Here is a 26,648-nt window from a genome sequence, read left to right as displayed (position 1 = left end):
TTATGTCGATCAGACACATGAACAGAATGCCCCGGTCCGTTCATCTACCTGTTCTGACTATGAATGCTTCCCTCAGCATTCACTCATCCACCCCTCTTTAAAACAGAGGTCAGGCTTCGATGCATCGGGCGTCGGCCAGCACAAATGGAGTATTCATCATGAAGACCCGCTTTCTCATCGCCAGCGCCCTTGCGGCAGTTTCCATCCTCGGGACGGTCGGTGCTGCCGACGCTCAGTCGCGCAACCGCGTCTCGATCGCCCAGCAGGGCTATCAGAACGAAATCGCCGGCCGCCAGACGGGCTACCGTCAGCGCATGGTGATCAACCAGCGTGGTGAGCGCCAGTACGTCACGGTCATCCAGGACGGCGCCCACAACGGCACCACGGTTGGCCAGAATGGCCGCTACAACGAAGCGCATGTTGACCAGTATGGCCGCCACAATGACGCGGTTCTCGGTCAGCAAGGCCGCAACAACTACGCTTCGAGCGTTCAGACCGGCAGCCGCAACATCGTTGGTGTGTCCCAGATGGGCCGCAACAACACGGCGACCACCGACCAGTACGGCAACAACAATGCCGCCGGCGTGATCCAGGTTGGCAATGGCCAGTCGGCCCACGTTCGCCAGACCGGTTCCGGTAATGTGACCCTGGTCATCCAGGGCGACCACTAGGACGACCCCGCCGGGCGCAGCGGCCTCTCGCCGCTGCGCCGACCGGGCCGCCCCAGCCAAGGAGGCTGACATGGGTATGAAATTGATTTCCCTGAGTTCGCTGGCGGCACTGGCCAGCATCTGGTTCGCGGTCGAAGTGGACGGCGCCCCAGCCGAGGCACGTCTCGCCGAGCTTGATACCGGCGCCGCCTGCGGCATCGACCTGACCGAGACGGCTGATGGTCTCGTGATCACGGCCTGGAGCGGGCCTGAGGCCGGCTCCACCTGGGACATGGTGATCACACAGCGGACCGGTGGCGGTTCCTTCGACATCCGCCAGGCCGGCGATATCGAACCCTTCGGTGAACGGGCCATCATCCTGTCCGATGTGACCCTCGACATGGAGACCGATTTCAACGCCAGCCTCTCGACCTGGAGTGCGCAGGGCGAATTGCTCTGCCGCTGGGGCGAGCGCGCCTGATACCGGCGACGGATCCGGTGATCCTGTCCCTCGACCGCAATCGACCAGCATGACCGGGATGCCGCCCTGCGGCTCCCGGTTTGTGCGTTCCGGATGCGTGTCGGCGGCGCGTCACAGGCGGCGCATCTTGCCGATCCGGTGCCGGCTCCCCACTTGTGCGACACCAATCAGTGGGGAGACCAAGCATCATGACCATCACCTTGTCATCCGTTGCAATGACACAGCTCGACCAAGTCTATCGCGCGCTCGACGGCATACTCGCCAAGGGCGAGGCCTACGCAAAAGAGAAGGGCGTTGAGGACAGTGTCTGGCTGAACTGGCGGCTGTCGCCGGACATGTTCTCCCTGGCGCGCCAGGTCCAGCTGGTTTCCGATTTTACCGTGCGCGGCATGTCGCGGCTTGCCGGTGTCGATCCGGTCTCCCTGCCGGACGAAGAGACCAGTTTTGCCGATCTGCGGGCGCGGATCGCCAAGGCACGTGAGGCGGTCTGGGCCCTTGATACCGGCGTCATCGATGCCGATCCCGAGGCGAGCATTACCTTCCCGGCCGGCCGTGATCGCGAGATGACCCTGCCGCGTCAGGCCTATCTCCAGAACTTCGTGATTGCCAACGCGCTGTTCCACGCCTCGACGGCCTACAATATCCTGCGTCAACTCGGTGCGCCGCTGGGCAAGGCCGACATGATGGGCATGAGCCGCTAGCGCTATCGGACATGCGGCGCTAGCCTTTCCCGATAATCGGGGAGTGTCGCATGTCCATTCTTGCCGCGATCGTGTTGACGGCCAGCCTGCAACAGGCTGAGCCCGTCATTGAACCCTTTGAGCCGCAGGGCTTTTCCACCCGTTTCACCGTCGAGATCGATGCCCCGGTCAGCGAGGTCTTTGACGCCGCGACCGGTGATGTGACCGGATGGTGGGACCACAGCTACTGGCCGGACCCGGCCGAGATGGTGATCGAACCCCGCTTCGATGGCCGCTTTTACGAGCGCTTCGAACCGGGATCCGACGATGGCATGCTGCATGCCCGGGTGATCTTCGTGCAGGCACCCAACCAGCTCCGCCTGCATGGACCGCTTGGCCTGTCGGGCCGGGCGTTTGACATGGTAACCAGCTGGACGCTCGCGGAAACGCAGACCGAGACCGGCAGCGCGACCCGTTTTACCGTTGATCTGCGGATGGCCGGGGAGGTGGACGCCGAGGTCGCCGGTGCGGTCCGTTCGGTCTGGCTCCATTTTATCGACGGGCGATTGAAGCCCTGGGTGGAGGCCGGCTGCCATCGACAGCTGAATGAACCCTGTGATGCCTTCGAAGCGCGGCCGTGACCTTGGCAGGCCGACCCCGCAGCCCTATGTCGCTCTCATGAGCCAATACCCTGACCTGCCCGATCGCCTGCCGCTCTTCCCCCTGGGCGGTGCCATCCTCCTGCCCGGCGAGCTGCTGCCGCTCAACGTGTTCGAGCCGCGCTATCTGAACATGCTGGATGACGTCCAGCGTGAGGGCGGCCATATCGGCATCATCCAGTCGCGCACCGGCTCGGACGCGACGCGCCCGAATCTCGCCCGGATCGGCGGCGCCGGCCGGCTCCAGCAGTTCCAGGAAACCGACGATGGTCGCTATCTGATCACGCTGGTCGGGGTCAGCCGTTTCCGCCTCAAGCGCGAACTGGATACGCCAACGCCTTATCGGGTCGCCGAGCCGGATTACACGCCCTACGCCGCTGACCTTCTGCCGCGGCGAGAGCCGGAGTGTGACCGGAACAGGCTTCTGCAATTGCTGCAGGCCTGGTTCAAGGCGGAGCATCTGGCGGCGGACTGGAGCACGCTGCGCGATGCGCCGCTTGCGACCCTGATCGACCAGCTTTCCATGTCCGCCCCTTTCCCGGCTGACGAGCGGCAGGCCCTGTTGGAAGCTGCCGATCCGGTCGCCCGGCTGGATCTGATGCAGGACCTCCTCGCCGTCAGGATCGCCGGCGGTGCAGACGGATCAATGCAGTAGGCCTGACATCCGAGCGCGGGAGAGGCGCTTCGCTTAGCGCTTCAGCCAGCGGCGTGCTGCGCCCAGGGAAGTAAAGTGGGATGCCGCGTCGCCAAGGCGGGCATGGGCCTCGCAGGCCTTTTGCGCCAGAGCGGTCTGATCCTTGTGGATGACGTAGGCGACGCGATACCCTTTGAAGATCCGAGCAACGAACCGGTAGCGTTCCTCGAGCTCCAGCTCGGAGAGGTCATAGGTCGCATCGCGCAGATCGTAGAGGATCAGGCTCGAATCAATCTCGCTCGCAATCCGCGAGAAGATATGTGCCGGTGTCTTCTCGGCGCCGGCCACACGAACTCCCTGGGTCCGGAGCTCGATCACGCCGTCCTTGAGGCGCAGATCCATCCCTTCCATTGAGTAACTTGATGTCATGCGGTGCGCTGCCTCTATCGCTGGGCGCATGGACCTTCAGGCGAGGCTAGCCCGGAACGGACGGCGCGGTCATCTCTTGCAGCCAGTCCCGCGCCACCTGCCGGGAGCGACAGGAAAGGCCGGTCCCGCCGCGAAGCTCGAGCAGGTCCAATACCCGTCTGGTAGCGGCATCCTGGTCTGGCCGGCTGACAATCGCGGTCGGAAAAGACTGGCAGACCCGGGAGATCGTCCGTGCTCTTTCTTCCCACTCCAGATCGCTGAACTCATACTGCGCACCACGGACGTCAAACAGCACGCCTGAAATGTCGCTATTGGCCAGGAAGGACTCGAACGAGCGCCCGGGATCGCTACCCATTTCGGGCTTGCGCGTGCCTTCGGTCCGCATCTCCAGCACGCCGCCGTCAATGCGAATTTCAAAGCCTTCCATGGAGTAAGCCTGAGCCACGCGCTCTCCCTTTAACCGCGAAAGGGGCCGTTATCGCGACAATCGTGCCCAGAATATGGCGACTCGGCTAATTTTAATCCAAAACCATAGGTGAAAGGTCCGGGTTTTCTCGATTGTCGGGCAAGGGTGGCTGTTTTTTCCTTCACGACGGGTTGCGAGCCTTCAGGCATGCGCAATGGCGCATCTGGGTCGTGCACAGGCGGTCGAGCCATTCGTCCAGTGCGATGGCGAGGATTCGCTGCTGCGACCAGTTCATCTGGACCGAGACCGTGCCCAGCCGGCGTTTCTGTTCGGCGGTCAGGCGGACGCTGGCGCGGAAGTCCAGAGGCGCGTCCGGCCGGGGCAGCGGGGGCGGCGAATGGGGGGCCGCCGCCCCGCTGCAACACCCGCTCGGCGGCGAGGCGGATGCGGGTGTTTTCAGGGTCTCGCTGCCGGACGGTTCAGGGCCAGACGGGCCGGCCTTGCGGGCAATCAGGGAGGCGTCCTGGCGCCGCCTGTCATCGCGGGGCGTTTCAAGTCGGGGCGGATCCACATCTCGACGCTGCGGCTGGTCGATATAGGAGACCCCGCCGAGCGGCGAGGGGATGGCGGGCGACGCCTCACCCTTGCGGGCCAGAAGACCGGCATGAAGGCTGGCATATTTTGCGCTCATGGAGATGTCCTTCCTGTCGGGGCTCAGGCGGTGAAACGACGGCCGAAGGGCTGGTGGGCGAGGCGCCGGCGGTCCGGCTTGCCGGGCGGCGGACCGGTGTCGGCCTGACGCCGGTCTATTCCGTCCCAGTTCGAGTTGGCGGAGGCTGCGGGCGGTGGTGCGGGCGGGGCCGTTCCGGCCAGGGCATAGCCGGGCTGGCTCTCCAGCGCGTCCTCGTCCTCATCGAGCTCTTGCCCGGACATGCCGGCAGTGGCCGGTGACAGGATGTCGGCCTCGAAGGTCGACCGGGGCGGTCGATCGAGCAGGTCGCGCGGGTCGCTGGCCCGCATCCGCATCAACCGGTCATCGAGATAGGCCCAGAGATTGGCGACCTCGCTCGCCGAGCGGCTGGTCTCGGACACTTCACCCACGGTTCGGCCGTCAATCATCGAGGCGGCGAAATCGACGCGGTGGTGCAAGGTGACCGGTGCCACGGTGCCGTGCTGCGACAAGGCGACGGCGGTCTCGCCGGTGATCCGGGCCCGGGCGGTCGCCGAGTTGATGACGAAGACCAGCGGCTTGTTCTGCATCTGGACGATATCGACGGTCGGACCGACAGCGCGCAGGTCGTGCGGGCTGGGCCGGGTCGGCAGGACGACCAGGTCGGCATGGGTAATGACCTCGGCAATGGTCGAGGTCACCGCCGGTGGCGTGTCGATGATGATCAGCCGGTAGCCGGCGTCCTCGAGCAGCTTGATGTCGCGCCCGAGATCGGGAACCGAGATTCGGGCGAAGGCGGGGACCGCGCTGGACCGCGCATTCCACCATTTCGCCATCGAGCCCTGCGGATCGGTGTCGACCAGCGCCACTGGCCCGGCGCCGGACAATTCCGCCTGCACTGCCATATGGGCCGAGACGGTGGTCTTGCCGGACCCGCCTTTCTGCGACGCGAATACCACGACCTGAGCCTTGCCTGCCATGATGCTCCCTCTCCCGAGCGGTCGCACACGGGCGACCTCCTAGCGCTCCATCAAAGCAGGCATGTCTTGCGCGAGGTCTAAGCCAGGGCTTGTGTTTTGAGACGATTTTGCCGCGAATTTGTCTGAAACTGTGCCGGTTTCCTGCCGCGTCTCCTCGGGTCCGCGCGGTGTCTTTGTGTGGGGGACGATGGCGCAGCCAGTCCCGCCAGCCTGTCGTCCGGCCGCGTGTTAGGGTCTGGATTGAATGAGGAGACTGCCGCATGACTGATGCTGCGCTGAAGCGTTATATCGCCCTCAACGAGGCGCTGGCCGGGGCCAAGCCCAAGCCGGATACCGACTCGCTGCCCTTCACGGCCTCGGCCCTGCTGCGCGCGATCGACACTGAGGCCGACCCGGGCGCACTCGCCGAGCGGACCCGCCAGATGCATGAGGCGCTGAAACAGCGTCTCGGTCAGTACAAGGCGCCGACCGGCCCGCTGCGCTGGGTCTATGCGGCGATGATGGTGGCCCAGAACCTCGATCTCGAGCGCTTCCTCCAGCTGCGCGACGCCCTGCAGGCGGCGCGCAAGGCCAGTGGCACCGGTCACCTGTTCGGCGGCGGTTCCCGCGCGGCCCTGATCCTGTCCCTGTCAGACGAGCCGGTCGAGACGCTGATCGCCCGCTTCTTTGCGATCAAGCAGGCCATCCGTCCGCCCTGGTGGCGGGCCGATGTCTCGGTCACCGACACCTTCGCCGCCGCTCATGCTGCCGAGGGGGCCAGCCCGACCGATGTGGCCGGGCGGCGCGAGCAGGCGAGGGCGGTGTTCAAGGCCGATCGCGTCTTCAAGTCCTATCGCCACGAGGCGACACGGCTCAGCGTCCTGCTTCACCGCAGTCCGCACCAGGCGATCACCGCCTTCGAGCCGCTGCGCGAGGCGGTCAAGGCGCACAAGGCCCTGCGTCATGGCTATGACAAGTCGATGCTGGTGAGTTGGGCGGTCGAGGGGCTTGGCCCGGACGACATCCGCGCGATGGCGGCGATCAGTGACCGACTGCCCCGCAAGTGGAGCAGTGCCGGCTCGCCGCGCACCCGTCTGGCGCATCAGATCCTGACCGCCGGACGTCCGGGCGTTCCCGGTGCCGACATCTCCGCCATGGCGGCGGTGATCGCGGCCCAGACGGCGGTCATGGTGGCCATCATGAGCAGTACCATGATCGCCACCACCTCGGTGACCACGAGCTAGCCGACGCTAGCCCCGCTCAGGCGGCCTTGGCGACGGGCGCCGGGACCAGGCGGAACAGCGCCATGCCGGCCAGCATCGAGGCGCCGAAGATCCACACTGGCGGTCCACCGATGGCCAGAACGGCGAGGGCCGGGCCCGGGCACAGGCCGACCAGGCCCCAGCCGGCGCCGAACAGCACCGCGCCACCGGCCAGGCGGCCATCGATCTCGCTCGCCGAGGGCAGGGCGAATTCACCGCCAAGGACCGGGCCCGAGCGCCGCCAGACCAGGCGGTAGCCAATCGCCGTGACCACGAGGCCGGCCCCCATCACCAGCGCCAGGGACGGGTCCCAGGCGCCAAAAATATCGAGGAAGGCGAGGACTTTGGCCGGGTTGATCATCTGCGCGATGATCAGGCCGAAACCGAAGATCAGGCCGGCGAGGCCGGCGGCCAGATTGCGCATCATGAGCCCGCTCCCGCAAACAGGCCGGACAGGCTGCCGCGCATCAGCGTCACCGTGACCATGCCGACCAGCATGAAGACCAGCACCGAGATCAGCGAGCGGGCCGACAGGCGCGACAGGCCGCACACGCCGTGTCCACTGGTGCAGCCCGAGCCGAGCCGGGTGCCGAAGCCGACCAGCAGTCCGGCACCGACCAGCAGCGGCCAGCTGGTGGTGATGTCGACGCTCATGTCGGGACGGGCGCTGCCGGGCAGGGCCAGCATGACCAGCGGCGCGGCGACCAGGCCGACCAGGAAGGCGAGCCGCCAGGCGCGGTCGCCGGTCGCCCCGAACAGGGCCGAGCCCAACAGGCCGCTGATCCCGGCAATCCGGCCATTGAATGCCATCAGGATCACGGCCGACAAGCCGATCAGCGTGCCGCCGATCAGGGCCGAAACCGGTGTGAAGTTTTCCATGTGAGCCTCCCGGCCCCGAACGGGCCTGCTTTGGTGCCAGTCTAGGCCCGCCGCGACGCCGAGGCCAGCCGGCAGCGCGCAGGCGTTTGGCGCCGCACGCGCGAGGCGCCGGCCGCATGGGAGGCGAACGGGATGTCGGCCAATGCCGATAACCGGTTGATTTGATAACGTGACATCGCCGACATTCCGCTCGCGGGGTTTTCCCGGGCTGTCTCCACCCCGATTCCAATGCGCCAGGTCGTGAGGGGCGGTCGTTGAGTGTCCCTGGACCAGATCGCACGCCCTGCCGCCGGCTGCCGGGCCAGGCCTGTGCGGATCACACCGGGCAGGGCGGCGGTTTTGCGGAATTCCCGGGGTCCGCTCATTTCCCGCTCATCTTCGCTGCGCTAACCTGTGCCGGAACAATCAGGGGAATCACCGTGACCAGTACGCTCAGCCAGACATTTGCCATCAGCCTCACCGCCCTGGCCCTCATCGCCGCACCGGCCGCAGCGCTCCAGAAAGGCGCGGCGCCGGCCGCCTCGGCCGACTGCGATCTCGTCGCGTCGGCGCCCTGGGGCGGTGATCCGGACAGCGGACTGGTGGCCGAGGCGGTCACGATCTGCGGCGAGGATGGACGCACAAGGGCCACGCTCAGCCTGGTCGATGCGGACGGCGAGACACGCTATCAGGGGATCTTCCCCACCGACGAGGTGATGCTGCTCGCCTGGGCCGAACCCGGCCAGATGGACGAAGCCCTGACCGACTGGCTCGGCGCCTTTACCGATCTCGACAACACCGCCCACATCCCCGGCGCCGACGTCGAATTCCCCTTCTACGCCGCCGACGGCCTCACCGACGCCGACATCGACACCCTGCGCGCCGAGGCCCGCGACATGGCCTGCTACGTCCAGGGCATGGAAAGCGCCATGTGTCTGGTGCGCGAGGGTGAGGGCGTGCGGGAAATCGGGGTGTGGCTGTTCCCGGGCTAGTTTTTCGTCCCCGCCAGGCGGGGACGATGCCACCTGCGGCGCCACCCCACCGTCTCGCCCTGCCGGGCGATCCACCTCCCCATGCTGTGGGGAGGAAAGGCGATGCCACGCCTTGCCCGGACAAGACCCCGCTCCATCTCCCACCGTCATCCCACGGTCGCGGCAAAGCCGCGATCCGGGGGACCTCATCCACCCTGCCGATCGTTCTGCCTCCGCCAGCGCGCCCCGATGATCAACCCGGAGAGCTGAGGTCCCCCGGCTGCCCGCTGCGCGGTCACCGTGGGATGACGGAGATTGAGGGTGTGGGAGCGAGGAGCGGGCATGCCGCCACCCGGTCCTTCCCCTTGGTGGGGAAGGTGGGCCAGCGCAAAGCGCTGAGACGGAAGGGGTGAGATGCGCCAGCGTTTCGTCATCCACCGCCCATCACCCACTCCGTCTGGCCCGGTCGGGCGATCCACCTCGGTTATCGAGGGCGAGGACCCATCCCGCTTCGCACCGTCATTCCACGGTCGCGGCAAAGCCGCGATCCGGGGGACCTCACCCACCCTGCCGATCGTTCTGCCTCCGCCGCCTCGCTCGAGCGATCAACCGGAAAGCCGAGGTCCCCCGGATGTCCGCTGCGCGGTCACCGTGGGATGACGGAGGGCAGGGGCGAGGTAGGGAGATGGCCGGCCGCCACCCGGTCCTTCCCCTTGATGGGGAAGGTGGCCCGGCGCAAAGTGACGGCTTGGAAGGGGTGAAACGCATCAGCGTTTCGTCATCCACCGCCCATCACCCACTCCGTCTGGCCCGGTCGGGCGATCCACCTCGGTTGTCGAGGGCGAGGACCCATCCCGCTTCCCACCGTCATCCCACGGTCGCGGCTAAGCCGCGATCCGGGGGACCTCACCCACCCTGCCGATCGTTCTGCCTCCGCCGCCTCGCTCGAGCGATCAACCGGAAAGCCGAGGTCCCCCGGATGTCCGCTGCGCGGTCACCGTGGGATGACGGAGGGCAGGGGCGAGGTAGGGAGATGGCCGGCCGCCACCCGGTCCTTCCCCTTGATGGGGAAGGTGGCCCGGCGCAAAGTGACGGCTTGGAAGGGGTGAAACGCATCAGCGTTTCGTCATGCACCGCCCATCACCCACTCCGTCTGGCCCTAGCCGGCGATCCACCTCACCGATGAAGCGCGAAGAGTTTGGGTGTGGTGTTATGTCAGAGGTGGGATTCCGCTGATTGGGTATGCTCAAACCGGAGAAGGGTGTGTGTCGCCAAAATTTGTCTCATCCCCGTTCGCCCTGCGGGCAACGGAGGATGAAACCGCCCCGGATCAAGTCCGGGGAGACTCTACTCCCCCTTCAACGCCAAAATTTCATCCCGCAGCTTCGCCGCCGTCTCAAACTCCAGATCCGCCGCCGCCTCGCGCATCCGCTTCTCCAGGTCCGCAATCGTCGCGACCATGTTGTCCCCGGCCACGAAGGCTGCCTGATCGGCCTCGCGCAGACCTTTTGGCTTCCCATCACCCTTCTTGCGGCCCTTGGCGGCGACGCCGCGACCTTTGGCCTGCGACTCCATGACTTCTTCCAGGATGTCGCTGATGCCGCGGACGATCGTTTTCGGGGTGATGCCGTGTTCCTCGTTGTGGGCGATCTGTTTGGTGCGGCGGCGGTTGGTTTCGTCCATGGCGCGTTGCATCGAGCCGGTGATGCGGTCGGCGTAGAGGATGACTTTCGAGTCGGCGTTTCTGGCGGCGCGGCCGATGGTCTGGACCAGGCTGGTCTCTGACCGCAGAAAGCCTTCCTTGTCGGCGTCGAGGATGGCGACGAGGCCGCACTCGGGAATGTCCAGACCTTCCCGCAAGAGGTTGATGCCGATCAGCACGTCATAGACGCCCAGGCGGAGGTCGCGGATCAGCTCGATGCGTTCGACGGTGTCGACGTCCGAGTGCATGTAGCGGACCTTGAGACCCTGCTCGTGCATGTATTCGGACAGGTCCTCGGCCATGCGCTTGGTCAGGGTGGTGACCAGGGTGCGGAAACCCTTCTCCGTGGTGGCGCGGGCCTCGTCGATGACGTCGTCGACCTGCGACGCGCCATCGGTGGAGACCGGGCGGATCTCGACCGGCGGGTCGATCAGCCCGGTCGGGCGGATCACCTGCTCGGTGAAGACGCCGCCGGTCTGGTTGAGCTCCCACTGGCCCGGCGTCGCCGAGACCGAGATGGTCTGCGGCCGCATGGCGTCCCACTCCTCGAATTTGAGCGGGCGGTTGTCGAGACAGCTCGGCAGGCGGAAACCGTGATCGGCCAGCGTCTTTTTGCGGCTGTAATCGCCCTTGTACATGGCGCCGAGCTGCGGGATCGAGACATGGCTCTCATCGGCGAAGACGAGGGCGTCTTCCGGTATGTACTCAAAGAGTGTGGGCGGCGGCTCGCCCGGCTTGCGGCCGGTCAGGTAGCGGGAATAATTCTCGATGCCGGCGCAGGAGCCGGTGGCGCCGAGCATTTCCAGGTCGAACTCGGTACGCTGCTGCAGGCGCTGGGCTTCCAGCAGCTGGCCCTGGCTTTCCATCCAGGCGAGGCGTTCCTTGAGCTCGGCCTTGATCTTGACGATGGCCTGGTTGAGCGTCGGGCGAGGCGTCACATAGTGCGAATTGGCGTAGAATTTCACCGATTTGAGCTCGGTCATGGTCTTGCCGGTCAGCGGATCGAATTCGGTGATCTGCTCGACCTCGTCGCCGAAAAAGCCGATCCGCCAGGCGCGGTCGTCATAGTGGGCCGGGAAAACTTCCAGATTATCGCCGCGAATGCGGAAGGTGCCGCGGATGAAGGCGGCGTCATTGCGGGTGTATTGCAGGTCGACCAGCTGGCGCATCACGGCGCGCGGATCGGCGATATCGCCGGGCTTCAGCTCGAAGGTCATCGCCGTATAGGTCTCGACCGAGCCGATGCCGTAAATGCAGGAGACCGAGGCGACGATGATGACGTCATCGCGCTCGAGGATGGAGCGCGTGGCGGCGTGGCGCATCCGGTCGATGGCCTCGTTGATCGACGATTCCTTCTCGATATAGGTGTCGGTGCGCGGCACATAGGCTTCCGGCATGTAGTAGTCGTAATAGGAGACGAAATACTCCACCGCATTGTTCGGAAAGAAGCTTTTGAACTCGCCATAGAGCTGGGCGGCGAGCGTCTTGTTCGGGGCCAGGATCAGGGCCGGGCGCTGCACCGCCTCGATGATCTTGGCCATGGTGAAGGTCTTGCCGGTGCCGGTCGCGCCGAGCAGGACCTGGTCGCGCTCCTCGCTGTTGAGCCCCTCGACCAGCTCCTTGATCGCGGCCGGCTGGTCGCCGGTTGGGGAGTATTCCGAGACGCACTGGAAGCGTTGCCCGCCCTCGGACTTGGCCGGCCGGTCGGGACGGTGGGGCGTCCAGTCACTCGCCTTCGAAACTCTGGTCAGCGTGTCGAGCACGAAATCTTCCGGGGCGGTGAGGGTGTCGTCGAGGGTCAGTTTGGCCATGGGGGGAATATGTGCTGCCGGACGGGCGAGGGCCAGTGGGGTGGCTGTGATCGTCGGCGGGACGGGGCCACCTCCCTGCCAGCGTCCTGTCAGGAGCCTGCATACCGTATGAACGGATGTTAGCCGGGTGTTCAGGACAACAGGGTTAATGTGACCGTGAGGAGAACGCCATGTCGGCTTGCCAAACGCTTACGCTCGACCGCCTGACGGTGCTGCTGGTCGATGACAGCCGCCCGGTTCGCACGGTGATCCGGACCCTGCTCACCGGCTTGGGTTTCGGGCGCGTCTTCGAGGCCGCCGACGGTCAGGAGGCCCTCGTCATGACGCGGACCTGCCGTCCGGACCTTTGCCTGATTGATTATGACCTCGGGCTGGAGACCGGTCTCGACCTCGCCCGCCGGCTGAGCGATCCGCGCCAGTGCGACCGGGCCGGGCTGCCGCTCTTCCTGCTCGCCGCCGACGGATTTGGCCATCTGGTCCGCGATGCGGCGGCGGCCGGCATCACGGCGGTCCTGCCCAAGCCGGTCAGCCCCGGCACACTGATGGCCGGGCTGGCCCGTTGCCAAGTGACGCCTTCTGCCATATTTCCAACGCTGACCAGAGCGCCAGATAGGTGCGCGTCACGGAGCTGATCAATGCCGGGTGCATCGCTTGAAGGTCTGTCCATCCTTGTGGTCGAGGACGTTGCCGCGATCCGCAGCCTGGTCGTGAAGCTGCTCGAGCGGCTTGGCTGTGCCGATGTGCTGGAGGCCGCCGATAGCGAAACCGCCTGGCAACATCTCGAGAGAACTGCCTTCGATGTCGTCCTGCTCGATTATGGGCTGCAAGGCGATGATGGGATTTCGATAGCCCTGCGGCTGCGGCTGCAGGAAGACCAAGTCAACACCGATGTGCCGATCATCCTTTTGACCGCCCATGATGAAATGCGGATCGTTCAGGCCGCGCGCCAGGCGGATATTGATGCCTATCTGGTGAAACCCGTCATGCCGGACCGGCTCGGCCAACGCATTATCGAGGCGATCCGTACCCGGCAGGTCAGGCTGGGTACACCAAAGCGCTCCAGCGAGGTGCCCTGGCGAGACTGATCCGGATTGTCGACAGCTGGCCTCGCCGTCAGTCGGCCATGTCCGCGGGGACCGCATCGGCGCTCGGCCATTGCTCCGGATAGATCAGCGCGGTGGTGTCGAAACCGCGGGCCTGAAGCGCAGCGAGGCGGGTCTCGATGAAGCGCTCGCCCGGCTGCGGATCGCGGGCGAGGATCCAAAGATACCGACCTTCCGGTTCGGACACGACGACCCAGCTATAGTCCTCGGCCAGGTCGATGATCCAGTAATCGCCGAAGAAGGGGCCGAAAAAGCTGACCTCCAGCTTGGCATTGCTTTGCGGGTCGGCGATGCGGGCGCGGCCCTCGGCGACATTGACCGGACCCTCCAGACCCGCCTTCCAGCACGAATTGAGGACGCGGATCATCCCGTCAGCCCGGCGGGCATATTCCGCGATCACCCCGTCGCAGCCGCGCTCGAAGCCGTGATCGGCCCGCGCGATCTCGAACCAGCGCCCCAGATAGCGGTCCAGATCGACGGCCTCGACCGTTGTCGGCGGCTGGTCGCCGGCGAGGCGGTCGCGCGGTGGGGCCATGCAGCCGGCAAGGGCGGTCGCCGCGACCAGCGGGATGAGAAGCGATGTCTTCAGGTGCACGGGCATGGTCCTTTTTGTTGGTGGACGACCGCCTGTCGGCGGTCGCAGGGCTGAGTGTTTGACGACCGTTTGCCGGCGGTCGCTTGGTGGGGCGTAGCGGGTTCTCGACGGGCTGTGACCGGGTGGTCGGCCGATTACGGGAGGCGCCGATATTCCGGCCTGTTGTCAGGTCGGGAAAATGGCCCGGATGCCGTGCCGATCAAGCCGTCTGCCGGCCCGGTTGGTCCGGCCATCGGTGGCTTCGCCTTCCAGACCGCGTTCAAGCGTCGTCATAGACATTGGCCTCGATCACGGAGTCGAGCCCGATCTCGATATAATCGCCCAGCATGGGGGCGCCGAGCAGGTAGTCCTCTGTCGGGCCGCTGCGCCGGCTGCGCGCCTCGCGGACGGCGCGCGGGAAGTCCGGACCGTCAAAATCGCCGCGACCGATCCAGTAAAGGGCCACCAGTTCGGCCTGGGCTTCCTCGTCGAGGGCGCTCAGCCAGTCCTCGATCTCGGTCCGGATCGGGTCGGTATCGCCGGTGAGCAGGCTGTCGACGGCATCAGTCTCGTGGCTGTCGGGATCCGGCTCGTAGTCCTCGATCTGTTCCTTGCTGTCATAGGCGCGGGCCCGGTCAATCAGGGTGCGCACCATTTTCTCTGCGATGTTCATGACCTTGCCCTTTCAAGCTTGTCCTAATCAACGCGACGCAACGCCCTCACCCTATCACAGTCCGGGCCGGGATGGTCCGATTTCTCGGTCCCGGCCGGTATCGGTAGCTGTCCGGGCGCAAGCCGCGCCAGCACGGTCAAGACTTGGTTAAGACCGCGCGGTCACAATCAGCGTGACCATTGATTCCCTTTCGCCACTGCGAGATTTCATGTCCGGCAGCTTCGACCGCATCCGCGTCCTGATCGTCGAGGACAATGCGCACATGTCGACCATCCTGCGCACCATCCTGCAGGGGTTTGGCGTGCGCACGATCGTCGAGGTGCGCGATGCCGCCGACGCTTTCGAGACCATGCGCGACGTCAATCCGGACTTTGCCCTCGTCGACTACATGCTGGGCGATCTGAACGGGCTCGAATTCACTCGCCTCGTTCGCACGGCGTCGGACAGTGCCAACAAATACCTCCCGATTGTCATGGTCACCGGGCACACGGATCGCTCCAAGGTGATCGAGGCGATCAATGCCGGTGTGAACGAGTACCTGGCCAAGCCAGTCCGACCGGTCGACCTGTTTCACCGGATCTCGGCCCTGATCGAGCGCCCGCGTCGCTTCATCAAGGCGCCGACCTATTTCGGGCCGGATCGTCGCCGTCGCCAGGACCCGCGCTATGCCGGCCCCTGGCGCCGCGAAGGCGACGACGAGAACAGCTCGGGAAGCTGAGCGCGTCCGCCGCCTCGAGCCGGCCATCACCGCGCGCTGTCAGGCCGCGCTGTCCAGTTCCACCTTTCGATAGACCGAAAACACGATCACCGCTTCCAGCGCGCCGACCGCCTTGCGCTTGCGGATAATGGTCGCGAAATCAGCATTGTTGACGAGCAGGTCCGGTCCGATTCCGGTCAGTTCCTCGGCAAGGATCAGGGCGCTGTCACAGCTCAAAGGCGCCCCGCAGCCGGATCGGCAGGCGATCGCGTCGACCTGGTTCAGGAGGCCCCGCATGCGCCGGGCCGCAGCCTGGTCCGCTATCAGCGCACGGCCATAGGCGTCAAAGCGCACATCATCCAGATGAAAGAGAATTCCCCACTCGGTCGGCATGTCTCTCTCCTCGCGACACATTCAGGATGTACACGTTTTGTTCCACCCGTTCAAGGGGTGATGAGAGATGGTAAGCCTCAGCCCGCCTTCAGCGTGTCCGCAATCTCCGCCTCGGTCGTGCACCAGCTGGCGACGAAGCGCGCCGATCCGTCGGGCCACTGGTAGAACTGGGCGCCGGCGTTGCGCAGACGGGCGGCCAGCGGATCGGACAGGCGGACGAAGATCTCATTGCCGTCGACAGGGTGCAGGACTGCAGCGTCGTCCATGGCCTCAAACCCTGCGGCGAGTGCCCGCGCGCGGGTATTGGCCGTCCGCGCGAGGTCGAGCCAGAGATCATTGTCCAGCCAGGCATCAAACTGGGCCGCCAGGAAACGCATTTTGGGCGCCATGTGGCCCGACCGTTTCTGGCGCGCCTGAAGTTCCTCGAAACGGTCCATCACGCTCGGGAAAAGCACCACGGCTTCAGCGCCGAGGGCACCGTTCTTGGTGGCTCCGAAGCACAGGGCGTCGACCCCGGCTTTCCAGGTCAGCTCCGCCGGCGAGCAGCCCAGGGAAACCAGGGCATTGGCGAAGCGGGCACCATCCATATGGACAAAGGCGGGCCGATCCGCGAGCCGCCCGGCCCGGTCGGCCACGTCGGCTGGCGTGTAGGCTGTTCCGCTCTCGGTGAGATTGGACAGCGACAGAACGCGGACCGGGCTGGTGTGCACAAAGCCTTCGGGGATCTCGTTCAGCACCCGGTCCAGGTCGGCAAGATCGATGCGGGCATGATCGCCGCGCAGCGTGATCAGCTTGCCGCCACCCGTGAAGAATTCCGGCGCGCCGCGCTCATCGCGGTGAATATGGGCTTCGTCATGACACAGGATTGCCCCGTGGGACGGACACAGGACCGACAAGGCCAGAGCGTTCGATGCCGTTCCCGAAACCGCGAACAGGACTTTCAGCTCGGTCTCGAAAATCTCCTTCAGCCGCGCCTCGACTTTGGCCGACAGCGCATCGGCCCCGTAGGACGGTGCGAAGTCGCGGTTGGCGGCGGCGATGGCCTCGATCAGCGAGGGATGGGCGGGGGCGGTGGTGTCAGACAGGAAATTCATGGCGGCAATGGACAGACGAAGCGTGCCGCCGTCAATCGCCAAAGGCGGGATCGGGAACCAGCGGTGGCAGGGTGTCGCGCATCTGGTCGGCGGACGAGGTCGGCCGCATGGACGGGTCTGCCAGGGTCGCCTGGCCGCCAAGGTCACGCCCCGGAAAGCCGCCGCGGGCGAACAGGGCCTGGATCTGGTCGGCCCGCATTTGTGCCATCGCCGCCTGCGCCCGCGCGATGTTCTCGTCGCTGGCAAAGCGCAGAAGGGGCAGGCCTTCGCTACCATCGGAGAGGGGACAGGCCAGCGCCGTCCGATTGGCCTCGGACGTGGACAGGCAGAACAGGGACCTCACCGCATACTCCGTGCTGCCATTGCCGCCCGGGAAAGGCATGGCGACACGGTCATCATTGAAGGGATTGGTGTCGAAGAGGATATTGGGGGCCTCGACGCCAGCGCCGGTTTCGGCGGCGTCAGCATCGGTGGCGTCAGCCGTGCCGGTATCGGGTGTGACGGTATCGGGTGTGCCGGTATCGGGTAAGGCCTCTGGCATAACCGGCACCTGTTCCGGGGCTTGATCCGGCGCTGGCCCGGCCTCCGGCTCGAGCGGCTCGGCGGCGGTCTCCGGTTCGGGGTCGGCTGCAGGTTCCGGCTGCGGGACGGGCGCCGGAAGCGTCACGAAGACGATGTCCAGCGACGCCGGCTCGGTCGCCGTGACCGGACGATGGGGCATGAAGATCAGCCCGAGAAAGATCAGGAGGTTTGCGGCAAGCGCAGTCGCGCCGGCAATCAGACGACGGCGCAAGGTTCCGGAAAGGGGCAGTGAAAACGCCACGCCCAGCCCATCCTCTAACTCGGCCCCCGCCGTCACGCATCCTGATTAGACCAGTGCGTGGCGCGACGCCAGAGCGGGGATCAAAAACGCGCTGCCTGAGAGCATGCCACCGCGCTCACCTTCTCGGGGCGCCAGGACGGAGAGCCGCGCCACGGGCCGGAAACCGGCCCAGGGCCATGGTGTGGACGCGGACTCTCCGTCGATTGCACGGGCCCATGTCTGTGCGAGCAGGACCTGCGCAATACCGTTTTCACGCATTGCCGGCGTGAAACCCTGTTTCAACCCGATCCGGAACGGTCGGAATCGCGAGCCGATCAGTCGATCACCACAGCCGTTCCTCGCGCCGCGTCAGAAGCCAGACCAGGGCCAGGATCAACATCAGGCCACCCATGGTCATCAGGGGCTGCGAAGACGTCGCGCGGAAGGGGGCGCCGCCACGGTATTCCTCATGCCTTGTCGGAGACTCGAGCGTGACGCTGCTGGCTGCAGGAAGCGCAGCGCGACCGGCGGCGTGAGCGCGAGCGCCGGCCCGCTCCAGCGTCGTGCGTTCAACCGCGGGGCGAGCCTGTGTGATATCGGTGGCGAGCTGAGGATGGGCGATGGGGCGAACCGGCAGCGAGGCGCCCGATTGCGCAGCGGCGGCCCCGGACCAGAGAAACAGAACCACGACCAGAACCGATAGGGCCAGCATGAGCCCCAGCCAGGCCTGCGAGCGGGTTGACTTTCCTGTGCGTGTGGTCGCCATGCGAACCTCCCCCTTTAAGGACCGGTCGCCCCGCTGTGCGAGGGTACGTGCAGCGCGACCGGCCTCCCTGTCCGCGGTCACGCTCGCTCCGGATCGAGAAGGCCTCGGGGCGGGAATGCGGCGATTGCGGGGAAAATTGGGGCGATGTCTGGGCAAGCCGTGTCCGGATGGCACGCCAGTGAGCCGACCGGGTCTACTGCACAGCCTGCATCATCTTGCGTCGCTGGGGATTGGCGGGCCGGGCGAGCGGGACTAGGGTTTTCGCCTTCTGCCGACCTCTGCCGGGACATGATCATGACCTTCACGCCGTCCGACGCGCTCCAGCGCGTCAAGCCGTCCGCCACGCTTGCCGTCACCCAGAAAGCGCGCGACCTCAAGGCCAAGGGGATCGATGTCATTTCGCTGGGGGCCGGAGAGCCGGATTTCGACACGCCCGATCCCATCAAGGAGGCCGCGATTGCTGCCATCCGGCGCGGCGAGACCAAGTATACGGCGGTCGACGGCATCCCGGAATTGAAGGATGCCATCATCAAGAAATTCCGCCGCGACAATAATCTCGACTACGTGGCCAACCAGATCCATGTCTCCACCGGTGGCAAGCCGGTCATCTACAACGCGCTTCTGGCCAGTTTGAATGATGGCGACGAAGTGATCATTCCGGCGCCCTACTGGGTCAGCTATCCGGAAATGGTCAGCTTGGTCGGCGGTACACCGGTCATCGTCAAGGCCGGGATCGAGACGCGCTTCAAGATCAGTCCGGACCAGCTGGCCGCTGCGATCACGCCGAAGACGCGCTGGCTGATCCTGAACTCGCCCTCCAATCCGACCGGCATGGGCTATACCCGCGACGAGTTGCGGGCTCTGGCGGATGTGCTGCTGGCGCATCCGCATGTCTGGGTCATGACCGACGACATGTATGAGCACATTGTCTATGACGGTTTTGAATTCGCCACGATCGCCGAGGTCGAGCCGAAACTCTATGACCGCACCCTGACCATGAATGGCGTGTCCAAGGCCTATGCGATGACGGGCTGGCGGATCGGCTATGCCGGCGGTCCGTCGCCCTTGATCAAGGAAATGGCCAAGGTCGCGTCGCAGACCACGTCCAACCCGTGCTCGATCTCGCAATGGGCCTCGGTCGAGGCGCTCAACGGCGATCACGAGTTCCTGAAGGCCCGCAATGCCGCATTCCTGCGCCGCCGTGATCTTGTTCTCGAAGCCATCAACGGAGCCGAGGGCCTTGTCGCACCTACGCCCGAGGGCGCCTTCTATGTCTTTGCGGATTGCTCCGGTGCGATCGGCAAATCGGCTCCGGACGGGACCGTGATCAAGACCGACACGGATTTCTGTGCGGCCCTTCTCGAGGCCGAGGCGGTCGCCGCCGTTCCCGGTATTGCCTTTGGTCTGGAGCCGGGCTTCCGGATCTCCTATGCCACATCGGACGAGGCCCTGGTCGAGGCGGGCAAACGCATCCAGCGCTTCTGTGCCTCGCTGCGGTAGCTATAGAGTCTATCAATACCAGTCCCAATAAATCCTGATTTGAATTATGGGATTGGACCTCCTACATGAGGGTGGACGCCGCGGCTGAGCCGCACGCGAACCAGATAAGGAGAATGATATGAGCATCAATATGGGTCTGTCCGACGCGCAACGTGAAGCCATGGCGAAAGCCGTGACCGCTGTGCTGGCGGACACGTATGCGCTCTATTTCAAGACGCATGTCTATCACTGGAACATCACCGGTCCGCGCTTTCACGACCTGCACATCCTGTTCGAGACGCAGTACAATGAATTGTGGATGGCAACCGACGTGATCGCGGAACGGATCCGCGCACTCGACGTCGCGGCACCGCGCTCCTATGCGGAAATGACCGAGGCTGCTGCCATCAAGTCCGGTGGCGAGGCGACGGAGGCCAATGACATGCTGCGGGATCTGCTCAAGGGGCATGAGACTGTGGTGGCCACGATCCGCAAGGCGCTTGCGCTGGCGGCCGAGCATGGTGACGAGGCCACGGCCGATATCCTGACGCCGCGTCTGACCGAGCATGAGAAATCCGCCTGGATGCTGCGCTCCACGGTCGGCTAGCTGTTCGGCCCGGATCGCCGAGAAATGCCCCGGTGCCTCGCACCGGGGCTTTTTCTTGCGCGGAACAAAAAATGCCCCGGCTTGGGGGAGCCGGGGCAGTCATTGTTTGTTGGGCCGGGGTAGCCCGAAGAATATGGCGCCGGGTCCTAAAGGGGAGGAGAGGGACCCGGCGCGATGCTGCGCGCCCAAATGGGGAGGAGGGGCGCGCAATACTCAGATGGGGAGATCTGAGCAGCGGCGTACTCGCCGCGTCGGGGGGATATATGTGCGATTATCCGGATCGGCGGAAGCGCTATCGCTTCATGTCAGATATGCAAAAAGGACGCGTTGCCACATTGTTGCCATGCATGGACGCGGACGCCCATCCTGCCCGGTCCAAGTCCCTGATTTCCGGCGTGGTGCATGGCGGAAATGTGGCTAGCTCTGCCAGCGACGCGCCTGTTCGATGAGGAAATCCCGGAAGGCGACGATGCGGCGTGAACCGCGCAGTTCGCTGGGATAGACGAAGTAGACCTCGAAATCCGGACCATCGAGCTCGGGCAGGACCCGCGTGAGCTTCTGGTTCTCGCGCGCGACATAGTCCGGCAGGGCTGCGATGCCCATGCCCGCCTCAACGGCTTTCATCACGCCATAGATCGTATTGACCTCGATCACCGCGGGACGCGGCGCGGCGCCGTCTTCGCGGCCGGCCTTCGCCGCCCAGTCCAGTCCCGGGATCGGTGCCAGCTGCGGCGGGCCGTAATAGATGATGGCATGATCATCCAGCTCGGCCGGGGTGCTGGGCGAGCCGTGGCGCTCGATATAGGCGTGGCTGGCATAGAGGTGCTGGCGCACCGACAGGAGCTTGCGCTGGACGAGGTCATTCTGGGTCGATGGCCAGGGCCGGATGCCGACCTCGGCCTCGAGACCTGCCAGGTCCAGCTCATGATCGTCCAGCATCAGCCGGATCCGGATATTGGGGTATTCGTCGTGGAACTCGGCGAGGCGTGGTGCCAGCCAGATGGCGCCGAGCGCGGTCGGCGCCGTGACCTTGAGTTCGCCGGAGGGTTCATCGCGCGCGTCGTGGACATGCGCTTCGGCGATGGCCACCTTCGAGGCGATTTCATGGGCGGCGCTGTAAAGCAGATTGCCCGGTTCCGTAGGGATGAGGCCCCGGGCGTGACGGTGAAACAGCGTCACGCCCAGATCATCCTCAAGCGCGGCAATCTGCCGGCTGACAGCCGATTGCGACAGGCCGAGCATGTCGGCCGCCTTGGTCAGGGACCCGGCCTGTGCGGCCGCGTGAAAGGTTTTCAGCTTGTCCCAGTCCATGCCCCGGCATCTCCCCGTACGGAATCGGTTTGGGGCAGTCTATCCGGAAAGCCGCAAATCGCGAGCGTACTACTCGGTGCCGTCCTCGTCCGCGGTTTCGGACGCGTCCGCGTCGGTCGAGCTACCGGTGTCCAGCGTCGGCAGATCAATGGTGAAGACTTCACCATAGCGGCCTTCATTGAGCAGCTCGATCCGGCGCTCGCGAACCGCCGACATCAGGATTGCGGCATTGGTCGGCATGGTCGCGCAATTGGCGACGACACCGGTCGGCTGGCTCTGCGGGTCGCTGCCAAAGGCGTAGGAGGCCATGGTCGATGGACCGGCCACGCCGGTACAGCGCCGCGAGCCATTGATCATGTCGGCAACCTGCCAGTCGGAGACGGTGGCCGCGACCGGGCGGTCGTCACGCAATTGCTCGGCGGTCTCCTCATTGGCAAAGCGCAGAAGGTGGGCGCGAAGATCGGTTTCGAAGTCGGGAAACAGCACACGGGCCTCGTCATAGGCCTCGGACACCCGCAGCTCGCGCTGACTGACTTCGACACCGCGCAGGGCGTTGACGAATTCGCGCGCGGTCGCGTCGAGCTGTTGCCAGATACCGGCACCGGTATAGGCCGAGCGGCGCAGCTCCGGGCTGCCGACGGAGCCGTTGAAGAAGCCATACATCACGCGCGGGTCGTCCCAGTTGGCGTAGACAATGCCGTGGCGGATATCGTTGAGGCTGAGACGCTGGCCCTCGACCTCGAGGATCTTGGCGTCGAAGACATTCTCGTCGGTCCCGTAGGCTTCCATGCGATTGATCCAGCGAACCGGATAATTCAGCATGGTCTGCTCGATGATCGTGACGTTGTAGAGGTTGAACCAGTAGGCCAGTTGCTCATCGCGATTGAGACGATCGAGACCGCCGATCTGCGACGGCAGGGCCTCAAGGTCCTCGCGCAGGAAGGTGATGCCTTCGCGGTATTCATCATTCATCACGTGATAAACGATGCGATTGCTCTCATGGCGATAGCGGGTCGTGTTCGCCGTATTGATCCGCGTGCCGGTCTGGACCGGGCGGGTGCGTTCCGGATCGCGATCCATCGGCGGGACATTGAGCACGATACCGCGCAGGATCACGCTCCAGCCCTCATGGTCGATGACCATGTTGGAGTCGTCGTTATATTCAGCAAACACGCTCAGATCCGGCGCAACCTGGACCTGGGCGAGGCTTGCGGGGGTGACCGTGAAGGCCATCAGGGCGATGCCAGCCAGGAAAATACGACGCATGCGGTTGCTCCACTCAAAGCACGGGCGCCAGAGGCGCGTTTTGATGGCGGCGAAACTAGCGGCGTAAAATGCCAAGACAAGGGGGATGCGCGTTAAATAAATTCCACCTCTGTGCCGGTTGGACGCGTCTATCAGGCGTTGATATTGCTCGCACGGCTTGCCGGATAACGGGCGCCTTTCACATGATCCGCGAGCGCGTTGAGCCGCGCCGTTTCGTCGTTCGTCAGCGCGATCTGTGCTCCGGCGAGGTTTGATTGCAGATTGGCGAGCTTGGTCGTGCCCGGAATGGTGAGGATATTGTCTGCCCGTCCCAGCACCCAGGCGATGGCGATCTGGGCCGGATTGGTCTCGCGCGCCGCAGCAATCGCCTTGACCTCTTCGACCAGTTCGAGATTGGCCTTGAGGGCTTCTGCCTCGAAGCGTGGCTGGCTGGCGCCAGCCCGGAAATCACCCTTCCCGGGCGTGTAGTCAGGCGTGAAGCGGCCCGTCAACAGACCGCGGCCGAGCGGAGAATAAGCCACCAGGGATGCCCCGATCTCGTCGACCGCCTTGAGGGATCCATCCTCGATATCGCGCGAGAAGATGGAGTATTCCGACTGCAGCGCGGCGATGGGATGGACCGCATGAGCCCGCCGCAGGGTCTCGGCCGAGGCTTCGGACAGGCCGAGCGCGCGCACCTTGCCCTCTTCGACCAGCTTGGCCATCGCGCCGACGGTCTCCTCGATCGGGGTCTTCAGGTCGACCCGGTGCAGGTAATACAGGTCGACATGGTCGGTCCTGAGGAAACGCAGGGAGTCCTCGATTGCCGAGCGCATATTCGTCTCTGACCCGTCGACATCAAGGAAGGCGCCGGTCGTCTTGTCACGGACGGGACCGAACTTGGTCGCGATGACGACCTTGTCGCGGCGGTCGTGAAAGGCGTCCCCGAGCAGCCGTTCATTGGCGCCCATGCCGTAGAGCTGCGCCGTGTCGAAATGATTGACCCCGGCCTCAATGGCCGCGTGCAGGAGCGCCACGCCGGCCTTGGTCTCTATGGCCGGTCCATAGAACTCCGACAGACCCATGCAGCCCAGCCCGATGGCATTGACGGCAATGCCGCTCTGTCCGATTTCGCGTGTCAGCATGGGGATCTCCCGTCAGGGGGGGTAGACTGTCCTATTCCTGGGATGCCAGGTAGCGTTCCGCTTCAAGCGCCGCCATGCAGCCCATGCCGGCAGCCGTGACAGCCTGCCGGTAGACATCGTCGGTGACATCGCCGGCGGCGAACACGCCGGGGATGGAGGTCTTGGGCGTGCCCGGCTCGACGACCAGATAACCACCATCCTTGGTTTCCAGCTGCTCAAGGAAGAGCTCGGTCGCGGGGGCGTGGCCGATGGCGACGAAGAAGCCGTGTGCCGGGATGTCGGTCGTGGCGCCGGTCTTGACGTTCTTGACCCGCACACCGGTCACGCCGGCGGGGTCACTGTCGCCCAGGACTTCCTCGACTTCGCTGTCCCAGACCACCTCGATCTTCGGGTGCTTGAACAGACGGTCCTGCATCACCTTCTCGGCGCGCAGGCTGTCGCGGCGGTGAACCAGCGTGACCTTGGAGGCAAAATTGGTCAGGAAGAGCGCTTCCTCGACGGCGGTATTGCCGCCGCCGACGACAACGACGTCCTTGCCGCGGTAGAAGAAACCGTCGCAGGTGGCGCAGGCCGAGACGCCAAAGCCCTGGAATTTCTGCTCGCTCTCGAGGCCCAGCCACTTGGCCTGGGCGCCGGTGGCGATGATCACACTGTCGGCGGTGTAGACCGTGCCGCTATCGCCCTTGAGCACGAAGGGGCGGCTCTTGAGGTCGGCTTCGACGATGATGTCGGAGATCATTTCCGTGCCGACTTTCTCGGCCTGTTCGCGCATCTGGTCCATCAGCCAGGGGCCCTGGATGACGTCCGCGAAACCGGGGTAATTCTCGACATCGGTGGTGATGGTCAGCTGGCCGCCCGGCTGCAGGCCGGCGATCAGGGTCGGCTCCAGCATGGCCCGCGCGGCATAGATGGCGGCGGTGTAGCCGGCTGCGCCGGAGCCAATGATGATCAGGCGCTTGTGACGCGTCTCGGACATGGTCGAACCTCAAAGTGATGCGAGGGGGCAGTGCCCCCGAGTCGGGGTGTGGTGTCTATATAGGCAATTGCCCGGAGATTTCCTGCCAGCCTTTGCAGCCGTCCTTGCAGCCCGGCTATTCGCCGGGTGGCGGCAGCAGGGCCCTGACCATGCTGGCGTCGCGGCCACCCGGCCAGTTCATGGTGTCAAACGGGTCATCACCGGCCTGATCGGTCGCGATCAGATGCGCGGCATAGAGATGGGCCGACCGTGTCCCGGACCGGCAGTGCATGACCACCGGGCCTTCGCTGCTGGCGAGTATCCCGGCGAGGGCCGAGGTCAGTGACGGGTCTGCGCCATAGGGTCCGCCGATCGGCATTTCGACATAGCGCATGCCGCGCGCCTCGACCGCGGCCGCCAGATCGAAAGGCAGGCTGGCTGTCTCTTCCGGTGTCCGTGAGTTGATGACTGTCCGCGCGCCGGCGTCGGCCCAGGCCTCGACATCACTCGGGCTTGGCTGGCTGGCCAGCCAGACATTTTCATGGCGCGCCACAATGGCGGCGTCGTCCTGCAGGGTCATGATCACTCCGAGGAAAGGCTGAGACAAGCGAGCGGTGCCGACATCAGGCGGCCTCCCGGCGAAGCGCGAGCCGGGTCTGCCGGAACCGGTCGAGCAGGATGTCCGCGATCCGGCGGGTTTCCTGCAAGGGCGGGTATTGCCAGGTTTCAAGCCGTCCGAGATAGGGGCGTACGGCGCCGTACGCCTCAAGGTCGGCGTGCAGGCGGGCAAACTTTCCCGGCGTGCCGGACAGCGGCAGGACGTAGACCGGCGTACCGGTCGCGCAGGCCTCGACCAGCATGTTGGTGGATTCTTCCGTGACGAAAATCCAGTCTGCCGCCGCGAGGAAGGCGAAATAGGGGTTCTCGCCCTCACCGTCGAAATACCAGACCCTGTCGCGGCCCGCGAAGTGCTCGCGCAGTCGCTTGCGGGCGGCGGGCGGGGTCCGTCGGGAGACCGTGATCATCAGCGACACGTCCTGCGCTTCCAGACTGTCGAGCCGGGCGATCAGATAGCGCAGGCTTGCGCCGTCCAGTTTGAAGCGCTTTGAATGGCCGCCAATCAGGATGGCGGCCCGCTTTCCGGGCAGCGGATCGAGTTGTGCCGTGAACGCATCGCGCGCGGCGATCAGCGCCTCGTCGGTGATGCGATTGGGAGACCCGATCATGGTGACGGCGTTGGGTCGCGTCAGGCGGTCATGCGCGGGCGCGGCGATCAGGTCGAAATCATCGTGCCGGGTGCGCGGGTCCTGGACATAGGCAAAGACGCAGTCCGGGAAGATCCGCTTGTGCCGGCGGGCCAGCGGGACGGCGGCGCGGCCGCAGCCGATCCAGATGTCCGGCCGGGACAGCGCCGGAAGCGTGACGAAGCCGTCCTTGCGCGCGACCACCCGCTCGACGCGGGTGCTGTGCGGCAACGCACGCTGCGCCGCCTCGGCGAGGCCGAGCGCCTGGTTCTCGATCCCGCGGCGACCGTCGGAGACCACCCAGATTGTCGTGTCGGTGCGTGCTGGATCAGACATGCCCACAGTTAGAATGCGCCGGTCCGGACCCGTCAAGCATCGCGGCCGCTTG

The 26,648-nt window shown here is 65.3% G+C and carries 30 protein-coding genes and 1 pseudogene; 12 read left to right on the top strand and 19 right to left on the bottom strand.

Annotated features, from left to right (window positions below; genetic code table 11):
• Window positions 1–158 precede the first annotated feature (158 nt).
• The 5 genes from AAA969_RS10895 (at window position 159) to AAA969_RS10875 (ending at window position 3,125) form a co-directional block, all read left to right on the top strand.
• A complete protein-coding gene (locus AAA969_RS10895; protein ID WP_338246088.1) occupies window positions 159–671 on the top strand; it encodes a curlin-associated protein in 513 nt (170 codons plus the stop codon).
• Between the two features lie 70 nt (window positions 672–741).
• Window positions 742–1,131, top strand: coding sequence for a curli-like amyloid fiber formation chaperone CsgH (gene csgH / locus AAA969_RS10890; protein WP_338246087.1), 390 nt, complete (start codon window positions 742–744; stop codon window positions 1,129–1,131).
• 188 nt (window positions 1,132–1,319) lie between these two features.
• Entirely contained in the window at window positions 1,320–1,832 is a 513-nt protein-coding gene (locus tag AAA969_RS10885; RefSeq protein WP_338246086.1) for a DUF1993 domain-containing protein, read from the top strand.
• Between the two features lie 50 nt (window positions 1,833–1,882).
• Window positions 1,883–2,452 (top strand): SRPBCC domain-containing protein, encoded by a 570-nt coding sequence (locus AAA969_RS10880; protein ID WP_338246085.1) that lies wholly within the window; start codon window positions 1,883–1,885, stop codon window positions 2,450–2,452.
• A 37-nt stretch (window positions 2,453–2,489) separates the two neighbouring features.
• The gene (locus tag AAA969_RS10875) at window positions 2,490–3,125 is read left to right on the top strand and encodes an LON peptidase substrate-binding domain-containing protein (protein WP_338246084.1); all 636 of its coding nucleotides are present in this window, start codon (window positions 2,490–2,492) and stop codon (window positions 3,123–3,125) included.
• Between the two features lie 33 nt (window positions 3,126–3,158).
• Here AAA969_RS10875 and AAA969_RS10870 read toward each other — a convergent pair whose 3' ends face one another.
• From AAA969_RS10870 to AAA969_RS10855, 4 genes and pseudogenes are all read right to left on the bottom strand, one after another.
• Complete coding sequence (locus AAA969_RS10870; protein ID WP_338246083.1) at window positions 3,159–3,533, bottom strand: hypothetical protein; 375 nt, start codon at window positions 3,531–3,533, stop codon at window positions 3,159–3,161.
• A 46-nt stretch (window positions 3,534–3,579) separates the two neighbouring features.
• A complete protein-coding gene (locus AAA969_RS10865; protein ID WP_338246082.1) occupies window positions 3,580–3,978 on the bottom strand; it encodes a hypothetical protein in 399 nt (132 codons plus the stop codon).
• 142 nt (window positions 3,979–4,120) lie between these two features.
• Window positions 4,121–4,630: a hypothetical protein gene (locus AAA969_RS10860; protein ID WP_338246081.1), complete on the bottom strand. Its 510-nt coding sequence runs from the start codon at window positions 4,628–4,630 to the stop codon at window positions 4,121–4,123.
• 335 nt (window positions 4,631–4,965) lie between these two features.
• Window positions 4,966–5,589, bottom strand: a pseudogene (locus tag AAA969_RS10855) (AAA family ATPase); the annotation flags it as partial.
• A gap of 260 nt (window positions 5,590–5,849) precedes the next feature.
• Between AAA969_RS10855 and AAA969_RS10850 the strand changes: the two are divergent.
• Window positions 5,850–6,812 (top strand): hypothetical protein, encoded by a 963-nt coding sequence (locus AAA969_RS10850; RefSeq protein WP_338246079.1) that lies wholly within the window; start codon window positions 5,850–5,852, stop codon window positions 6,810–6,812.
• Between the two features lie 16 nt (window positions 6,813–6,828).
• Here AAA969_RS10850 and AAA969_RS10845 read toward each other — a convergent pair whose 3' ends face one another.
• Window positions 6,829–7,257 (bottom strand): DUF6691 family protein, encoded by a 429-nt coding sequence (locus AAA969_RS10845; RefSeq protein ID WP_047157570.1) that lies wholly within the window; start codon window positions 7,255–7,257, stop codon window positions 6,829–6,831.
• Complete coding sequence (locus tag AAA969_RS10840) at window positions 7,254–7,709, bottom strand: YeeE/YedE family protein (protein WP_338246078.1); 456 nt, start codon at window positions 7,707–7,709, stop codon at window positions 7,254–7,256. The genes AAA969_RS10845 and AAA969_RS10840 overlap by 4 nt, the downstream gene beginning before the upstream one ends.
• Window positions 7,710–8,128: 419 nt before the next feature.
• On the opposite strand from AAA969_RS10840, the gene AAA969_RS10835 reads away from it, so the two are divergent.
• Window positions 8,129–8,680, top strand: coding sequence for a hypothetical protein (locus tag AAA969_RS10835; RefSeq protein ID WP_338246077.1), 552 nt, complete (start codon window positions 8,129–8,131; stop codon window positions 8,678–8,680).
• Between the two features lie 1,326 nt (window positions 8,681–10,006).
• On the opposite strand, the gene uvrB is transcribed toward AAA969_RS10835, so the two are convergent.
• Window positions 10,007–12,172: an excinuclease ABC subunit UvrB gene (gene uvrB, locus AAA969_RS10830; RefSeq protein WP_338246076.1), complete on the bottom strand. Its 2,166-nt coding sequence runs from the start codon at window positions 12,170–12,172 to the stop codon at window positions 10,007–10,009.
• A gap of 170 nt (window positions 12,173–12,342) precedes the next feature.
• Here uvrB and AAA969_RS10825 point away from each other — a divergent pair, with 170 nt between their 5' ends.
• The gene (locus AAA969_RS10825; RefSeq protein WP_338246075.1) at window positions 12,343–12,804 is read left to right on the top strand and encodes a response regulator; all 462 of its coding nucleotides are present in this window, start codon (window positions 12,343–12,345) and stop codon (window positions 12,802–12,804) included.
• A gap of 3 nt (window positions 12,805–12,807) precedes the next feature.
• Complete coding sequence (locus AAA969_RS10820; protein WP_338246073.1) at window positions 12,808–13,257, top strand: response regulator; 450 nt, start codon at window positions 12,808–12,810, stop codon at window positions 13,255–13,257.
• Window positions 13,258–13,285: 28 nt separating this feature from the next.
• Here the strand turns inward: AAA969_RS10820 and AAA969_RS10815 are convergent, their stop codons facing one another.
• Window positions 13,286–13,870: a lipocalin family protein gene (locus AAA969_RS10815; RefSeq protein WP_338246072.1), complete on the bottom strand. Its 585-nt coding sequence runs from the start codon at window positions 13,868–13,870 to the stop codon at window positions 13,286–13,288.
• A gap of 259 nt (window positions 13,871–14,129) precedes the next feature.
• The gene (locus AAA969_RS10810; protein ID WP_338246071.1) at window positions 14,130–14,522 is read right to left on the bottom strand and encodes a DUF3775 domain-containing protein; all 393 of its coding nucleotides are present in this window, start codon (window positions 14,520–14,522) and stop codon (window positions 14,130–14,132) included.
• A gap of 208 nt (window positions 14,523–14,730) precedes the next feature.
• Between AAA969_RS10810 and AAA969_RS10805 the strand changes: the two genes are divergently transcribed.
• Window positions 14,731–15,240, top strand: coding sequence for a response regulator (locus tag AAA969_RS10805; protein ID WP_338246070.1), 510 nt, complete (start codon window positions 14,731–14,733; stop codon window positions 15,238–15,240).
• Between the two features lie 39 nt (window positions 15,241–15,279).
• Here AAA969_RS10805 and AAA969_RS10800 read toward each other — a convergent pair whose 3' ends face one another.
• The 4 genes from AAA969_RS10800 to AAA969_RS10785 all read right to left on the bottom strand — a co-directional run bounded on the left by AAA969_RS10800 (window position 15,280) and on the right by AAA969_RS10785 (window position 18,274).
• Complete coding sequence (locus AAA969_RS10800) at window positions 15,280–15,612, bottom strand: hypothetical protein (protein ID WP_338246069.1); 333 nt, start codon at window positions 15,610–15,612, stop codon at window positions 15,280–15,282.
• Between the two features lie 77 nt (window positions 15,613–15,689).
• Window positions 15,690–16,748, bottom strand: a complete 1,059-nt coding sequence (locus tag AAA969_RS10795) for a threonine aldolase family protein (protein WP_338246068.1) — start codon at window positions 16,746–16,748, stop codon at window positions 15,690–15,692.
• A complete protein-coding gene (locus tag AAA969_RS10790; protein ID WP_338246067.1) occupies window positions 16,738–17,529 on the bottom strand; it encodes a hypothetical protein in 792 nt (263 codons plus the stop codon). The genes AAA969_RS10795 and AAA969_RS10790 overlap by 11 nt, the downstream gene beginning before the upstream one ends.
• A gap of 322 nt (window positions 17,530–17,851) precedes the next feature.
• Complete coding sequence (locus tag AAA969_RS10785; RefSeq protein ID WP_338246066.1) at window positions 17,852–18,274, bottom strand: hypothetical protein; 423 nt, start codon at window positions 18,272–18,274, stop codon at window positions 17,852–17,854.
• A 294-nt stretch (window positions 18,275–18,568) separates the two neighbouring features.
• On the opposite strand from AAA969_RS10785, the gene AAA969_RS10780 reads away from it, so the two are divergent.
• Together AAA969_RS10780 and AAA969_RS10775 are read left to right on the top strand one after the other, a co-directional pair.
• Window positions 18,569–19,774: a pyridoxal phosphate-dependent aminotransferase gene (locus AAA969_RS10780; protein WP_338246065.1), complete on the top strand. Its 1,206-nt coding sequence runs from the start codon at window positions 18,569–18,571 to the stop codon at window positions 19,772–19,774.
• A gap of 118 nt (window positions 19,775–19,892) precedes the next feature.
• On the top strand, window positions 19,893–20,360 hold the full coding sequence (locus AAA969_RS10775) for a Dps family protein (RefSeq protein WP_338246064.1): 468 nt from the start codon (window positions 19,893–19,895) through the stop codon (window positions 20,358–20,360).
• A 417-nt stretch (window positions 20,361–20,777) separates the two neighbouring features.
• Here AAA969_RS10775 and AAA969_RS10770 read toward each other — a convergent pair whose 3' ends face one another.
• From AAA969_RS10770 to AAA969_RS10745, 6 genes are all read right to left on the bottom strand, one after another.
• Entirely contained in the window at window positions 20,778–21,671 is an 894-nt protein-coding gene (locus AAA969_RS10770) for a LysR family transcriptional regulator (RefSeq protein ID WP_338246063.1), read from the bottom strand.
• 69 nt (window positions 21,672–21,740) lie between these two features.
• Complete coding sequence (locus AAA969_RS10765; protein ID WP_338246062.1) at window positions 21,741–22,937, bottom strand: DUF547 domain-containing protein; 1,197 nt, start codon at window positions 22,935–22,937, stop codon at window positions 21,741–21,743.
• Between the two features lie 131 nt (window positions 22,938–23,068).
• Complete coding sequence (locus AAA969_RS10760) at window positions 23,069–24,061, bottom strand: aldo/keto reductase (protein WP_338246061.1); 993 nt, start codon at window positions 24,059–24,061, stop codon at window positions 23,069–23,071.
• Window positions 24,062–24,092: 31 nt separating this feature from the next.
• Window positions 24,093–25,037 carry a thioredoxin-disulfide reductase gene (trxB, locus tag AAA969_RS10755; protein WP_338246060.1) on the bottom strand — a complete coding sequence of 315 codons (945 nt, stop codon included), beginning with the start codon at window positions 25,035–25,037 and terminating at the stop codon, window positions 24,093–24,095.
• A gap of 115 nt (window positions 25,038–25,152) precedes the next feature.
• Complete coding sequence (locus AAA969_RS10750; RefSeq protein ID WP_338246059.1) at window positions 25,153–25,596, bottom strand: beta-lactamase hydrolase domain-containing protein; 444 nt, start codon at window positions 25,594–25,596, stop codon at window positions 25,153–25,155.
• Between the two features lie 43 nt (window positions 25,597–25,639).
• A complete protein-coding gene (locus AAA969_RS10745) occupies window positions 25,640–26,596 on the bottom strand; it encodes a mitochondrial fission ELM1 family protein (protein WP_338246058.1) in 957 nt (318 codons plus the stop codon).
• Window positions 26,597–26,648 lie beyond the last annotated feature (52 nt).

Origin of the sequence: Maricaulis maris (assembly GCF_036322705.1) — a bacterium.
GTDB classification, from domain to species: domain Bacteria; phylum Pseudomonadota; class Alphaproteobacteria; order Caulobacterales; family Maricaulaceae; genus Maricaulis; species Maricaulis maris_B.
Note: the sequence above shows the minus strand (reverse complement) of the source record. Positions and strands in the feature narration are given on the sequence as shown.

Excerpts from the sequence above, each read along its gene's own strand:
- AAA969_RS10875 (WP_338246084.1), top strand. The coding sequence starts at position 2,490 with ATGAGCCAATACCCTGACCTGCCCGATCGCCTGCCGCTCTTCCCCCTG.
- AAA969_RS10840 (WP_338246078.1), bottom strand. The coding sequence starts at position 7,709 with ATGGAAAACTTCACACCGGTTTCGGCCCTGATCGGCGGCACGCTGATC.
- AAA969_RS10845 (WP_047157570.1), bottom strand. The coding sequence starts at position 7,257 with ATGATGCGCAATCTGGCCGCCGGCCTCGCCGGCCTGATCTTCGGTTTC.
- AAA969_RS10760 (WP_338246061.1), bottom strand. The coding sequence starts at position 24,061 with ATGCTGACACGCGAAATCGGACAGAGCGGCATTGCCGTCAATGCCATC.
- AAA969_RS10885 (WP_338246086.1), top strand. The coding sequence starts at position 1,320 with ATGACCATCACCTTGTCATCCGTTGCAATGACACAGCTCGACCAAGTC.
- AAA969_RS10825 (WP_338246075.1), top strand. The coding sequence starts at position 12,343 with ATGTCGGCTTGCCAAACGCTTACGCTCGACCGCCTGACGGTGCTGCTG.
- csgH (WP_338246087.1), top strand. The coding sequence starts at position 742 with ATGGGTATGAAATTGATTTCCCTGAGTTCGCTGGCGGCACTGGCCAGC.
- AAA969_RS10770 (WP_338246063.1), bottom strand. The coding sequence starts at position 21,671 with ATGGACTGGGACAAGCTGAAAACCTTTCACGCGGCCGCACAGGCCGGG.
- AAA969_RS10800 (WP_338246069.1), bottom strand. The coding sequence starts at position 15,612 with ATGCCGACCGAGTGGGGAATTCTCTTTCATCTGGATGATGTGCGCTTT.
- AAA969_RS10805 (WP_338246070.1), top strand. The coding sequence starts at position 14,731 with ATGTCCGGCAGCTTCGACCGCATCCGCGTCCTGATCGTCGAGGACAAT.
- AAA969_RS10850 (WP_338246079.1), top strand. The coding sequence starts at position 5,850 with ATGACTGATGCTGCGCTGAAGCGTTATATCGCCCTCAACGAGGCGCTG.
- trxB (WP_338246060.1), bottom strand. The coding sequence starts at position 25,037 with ATGTCCGAGACGCGTCACAAGCGCCTGATCATCATTGGCTCCGGCGCA.
- AAA969_RS10745 (WP_338246058.1), bottom strand. The coding sequence starts at position 26,596 with ATGTCTGATCCAGCACGCACCGACACGACAATCTGGGTGGTCTCCGAC.
- uvrB (WP_338246076.1), bottom strand. The coding sequence starts at position 12,172 with ATGGCCAAACTGACCCTCGACGACACCCTCACCGCCCCGGAAGATTTC.
- AAA969_RS10780 (WP_338246065.1), top strand. The coding sequence starts at position 18,569 with ATGACCTTCACGCCGTCCGACGCGCTCCAGCGCGTCAAGCCGTCCGCC.
- AAA969_RS10860 (WP_338246081.1), bottom strand. The coding sequence starts at position 4,630 with ATGAGCGCAAAATATGCCAGCCTTCATGCCGGTCTTCTGGCCCGCAAG.
- AAA969_RS10810 (WP_338246071.1), bottom strand. The coding sequence starts at position 14,522 with ATGAACATCGCAGAGAAAATGGTGCGCACCCTGATTGACCGGGCCCGC.
- AAA969_RS10870 (WP_338246083.1), bottom strand. The coding sequence starts at position 3,533 with ATGACATCAAGTTACTCAATGGAAGGGATGGATCTGCGCCTCAAGGAC.
- AAA969_RS10820 (WP_338246073.1), top strand. The coding sequence starts at position 12,808 with ATGCCGGGTGCATCGCTTGAAGGTCTGTCCATCCTTGTGGTCGAGGAC.
- AAA969_RS10750 (WP_338246059.1), bottom strand. The coding sequence starts at position 25,596 with ATGACCCTGCAGGACGACGCCGCCATTGTGGCGCGCCATGAAAATGTC.
- AAA969_RS10895 (WP_338246088.1), top strand. The coding sequence starts at position 159 with ATGAAGACCCGCTTTCTCATCGCCAGCGCCCTTGCGGCAGTTTCCATC.
- AAA969_RS10775 (WP_338246064.1), top strand. The coding sequence starts at position 19,893 with ATGAGCATCAATATGGGTCTGTCCGACGCGCAACGTGAAGCCATGGCG.
- AAA969_RS10880 (WP_338246085.1), top strand. The coding sequence starts at position 1,883 with ATGTCCATTCTTGCCGCGATCGTGTTGACGGCCAGCCTGCAACAGGCT.
- AAA969_RS10785 (WP_338246066.1), bottom strand. The coding sequence starts at position 18,274 with ATGGCGACCACACGCACAGGAAAGTCAACCCGCTCGCAGGCCTGGCTG.
- AAA969_RS10765 (WP_338246062.1), bottom strand. The coding sequence starts at position 22,937 with ATGCGTCGTATTTTCCTGGCTGGCATCGCCCTGATGGCCTTCACGGTC.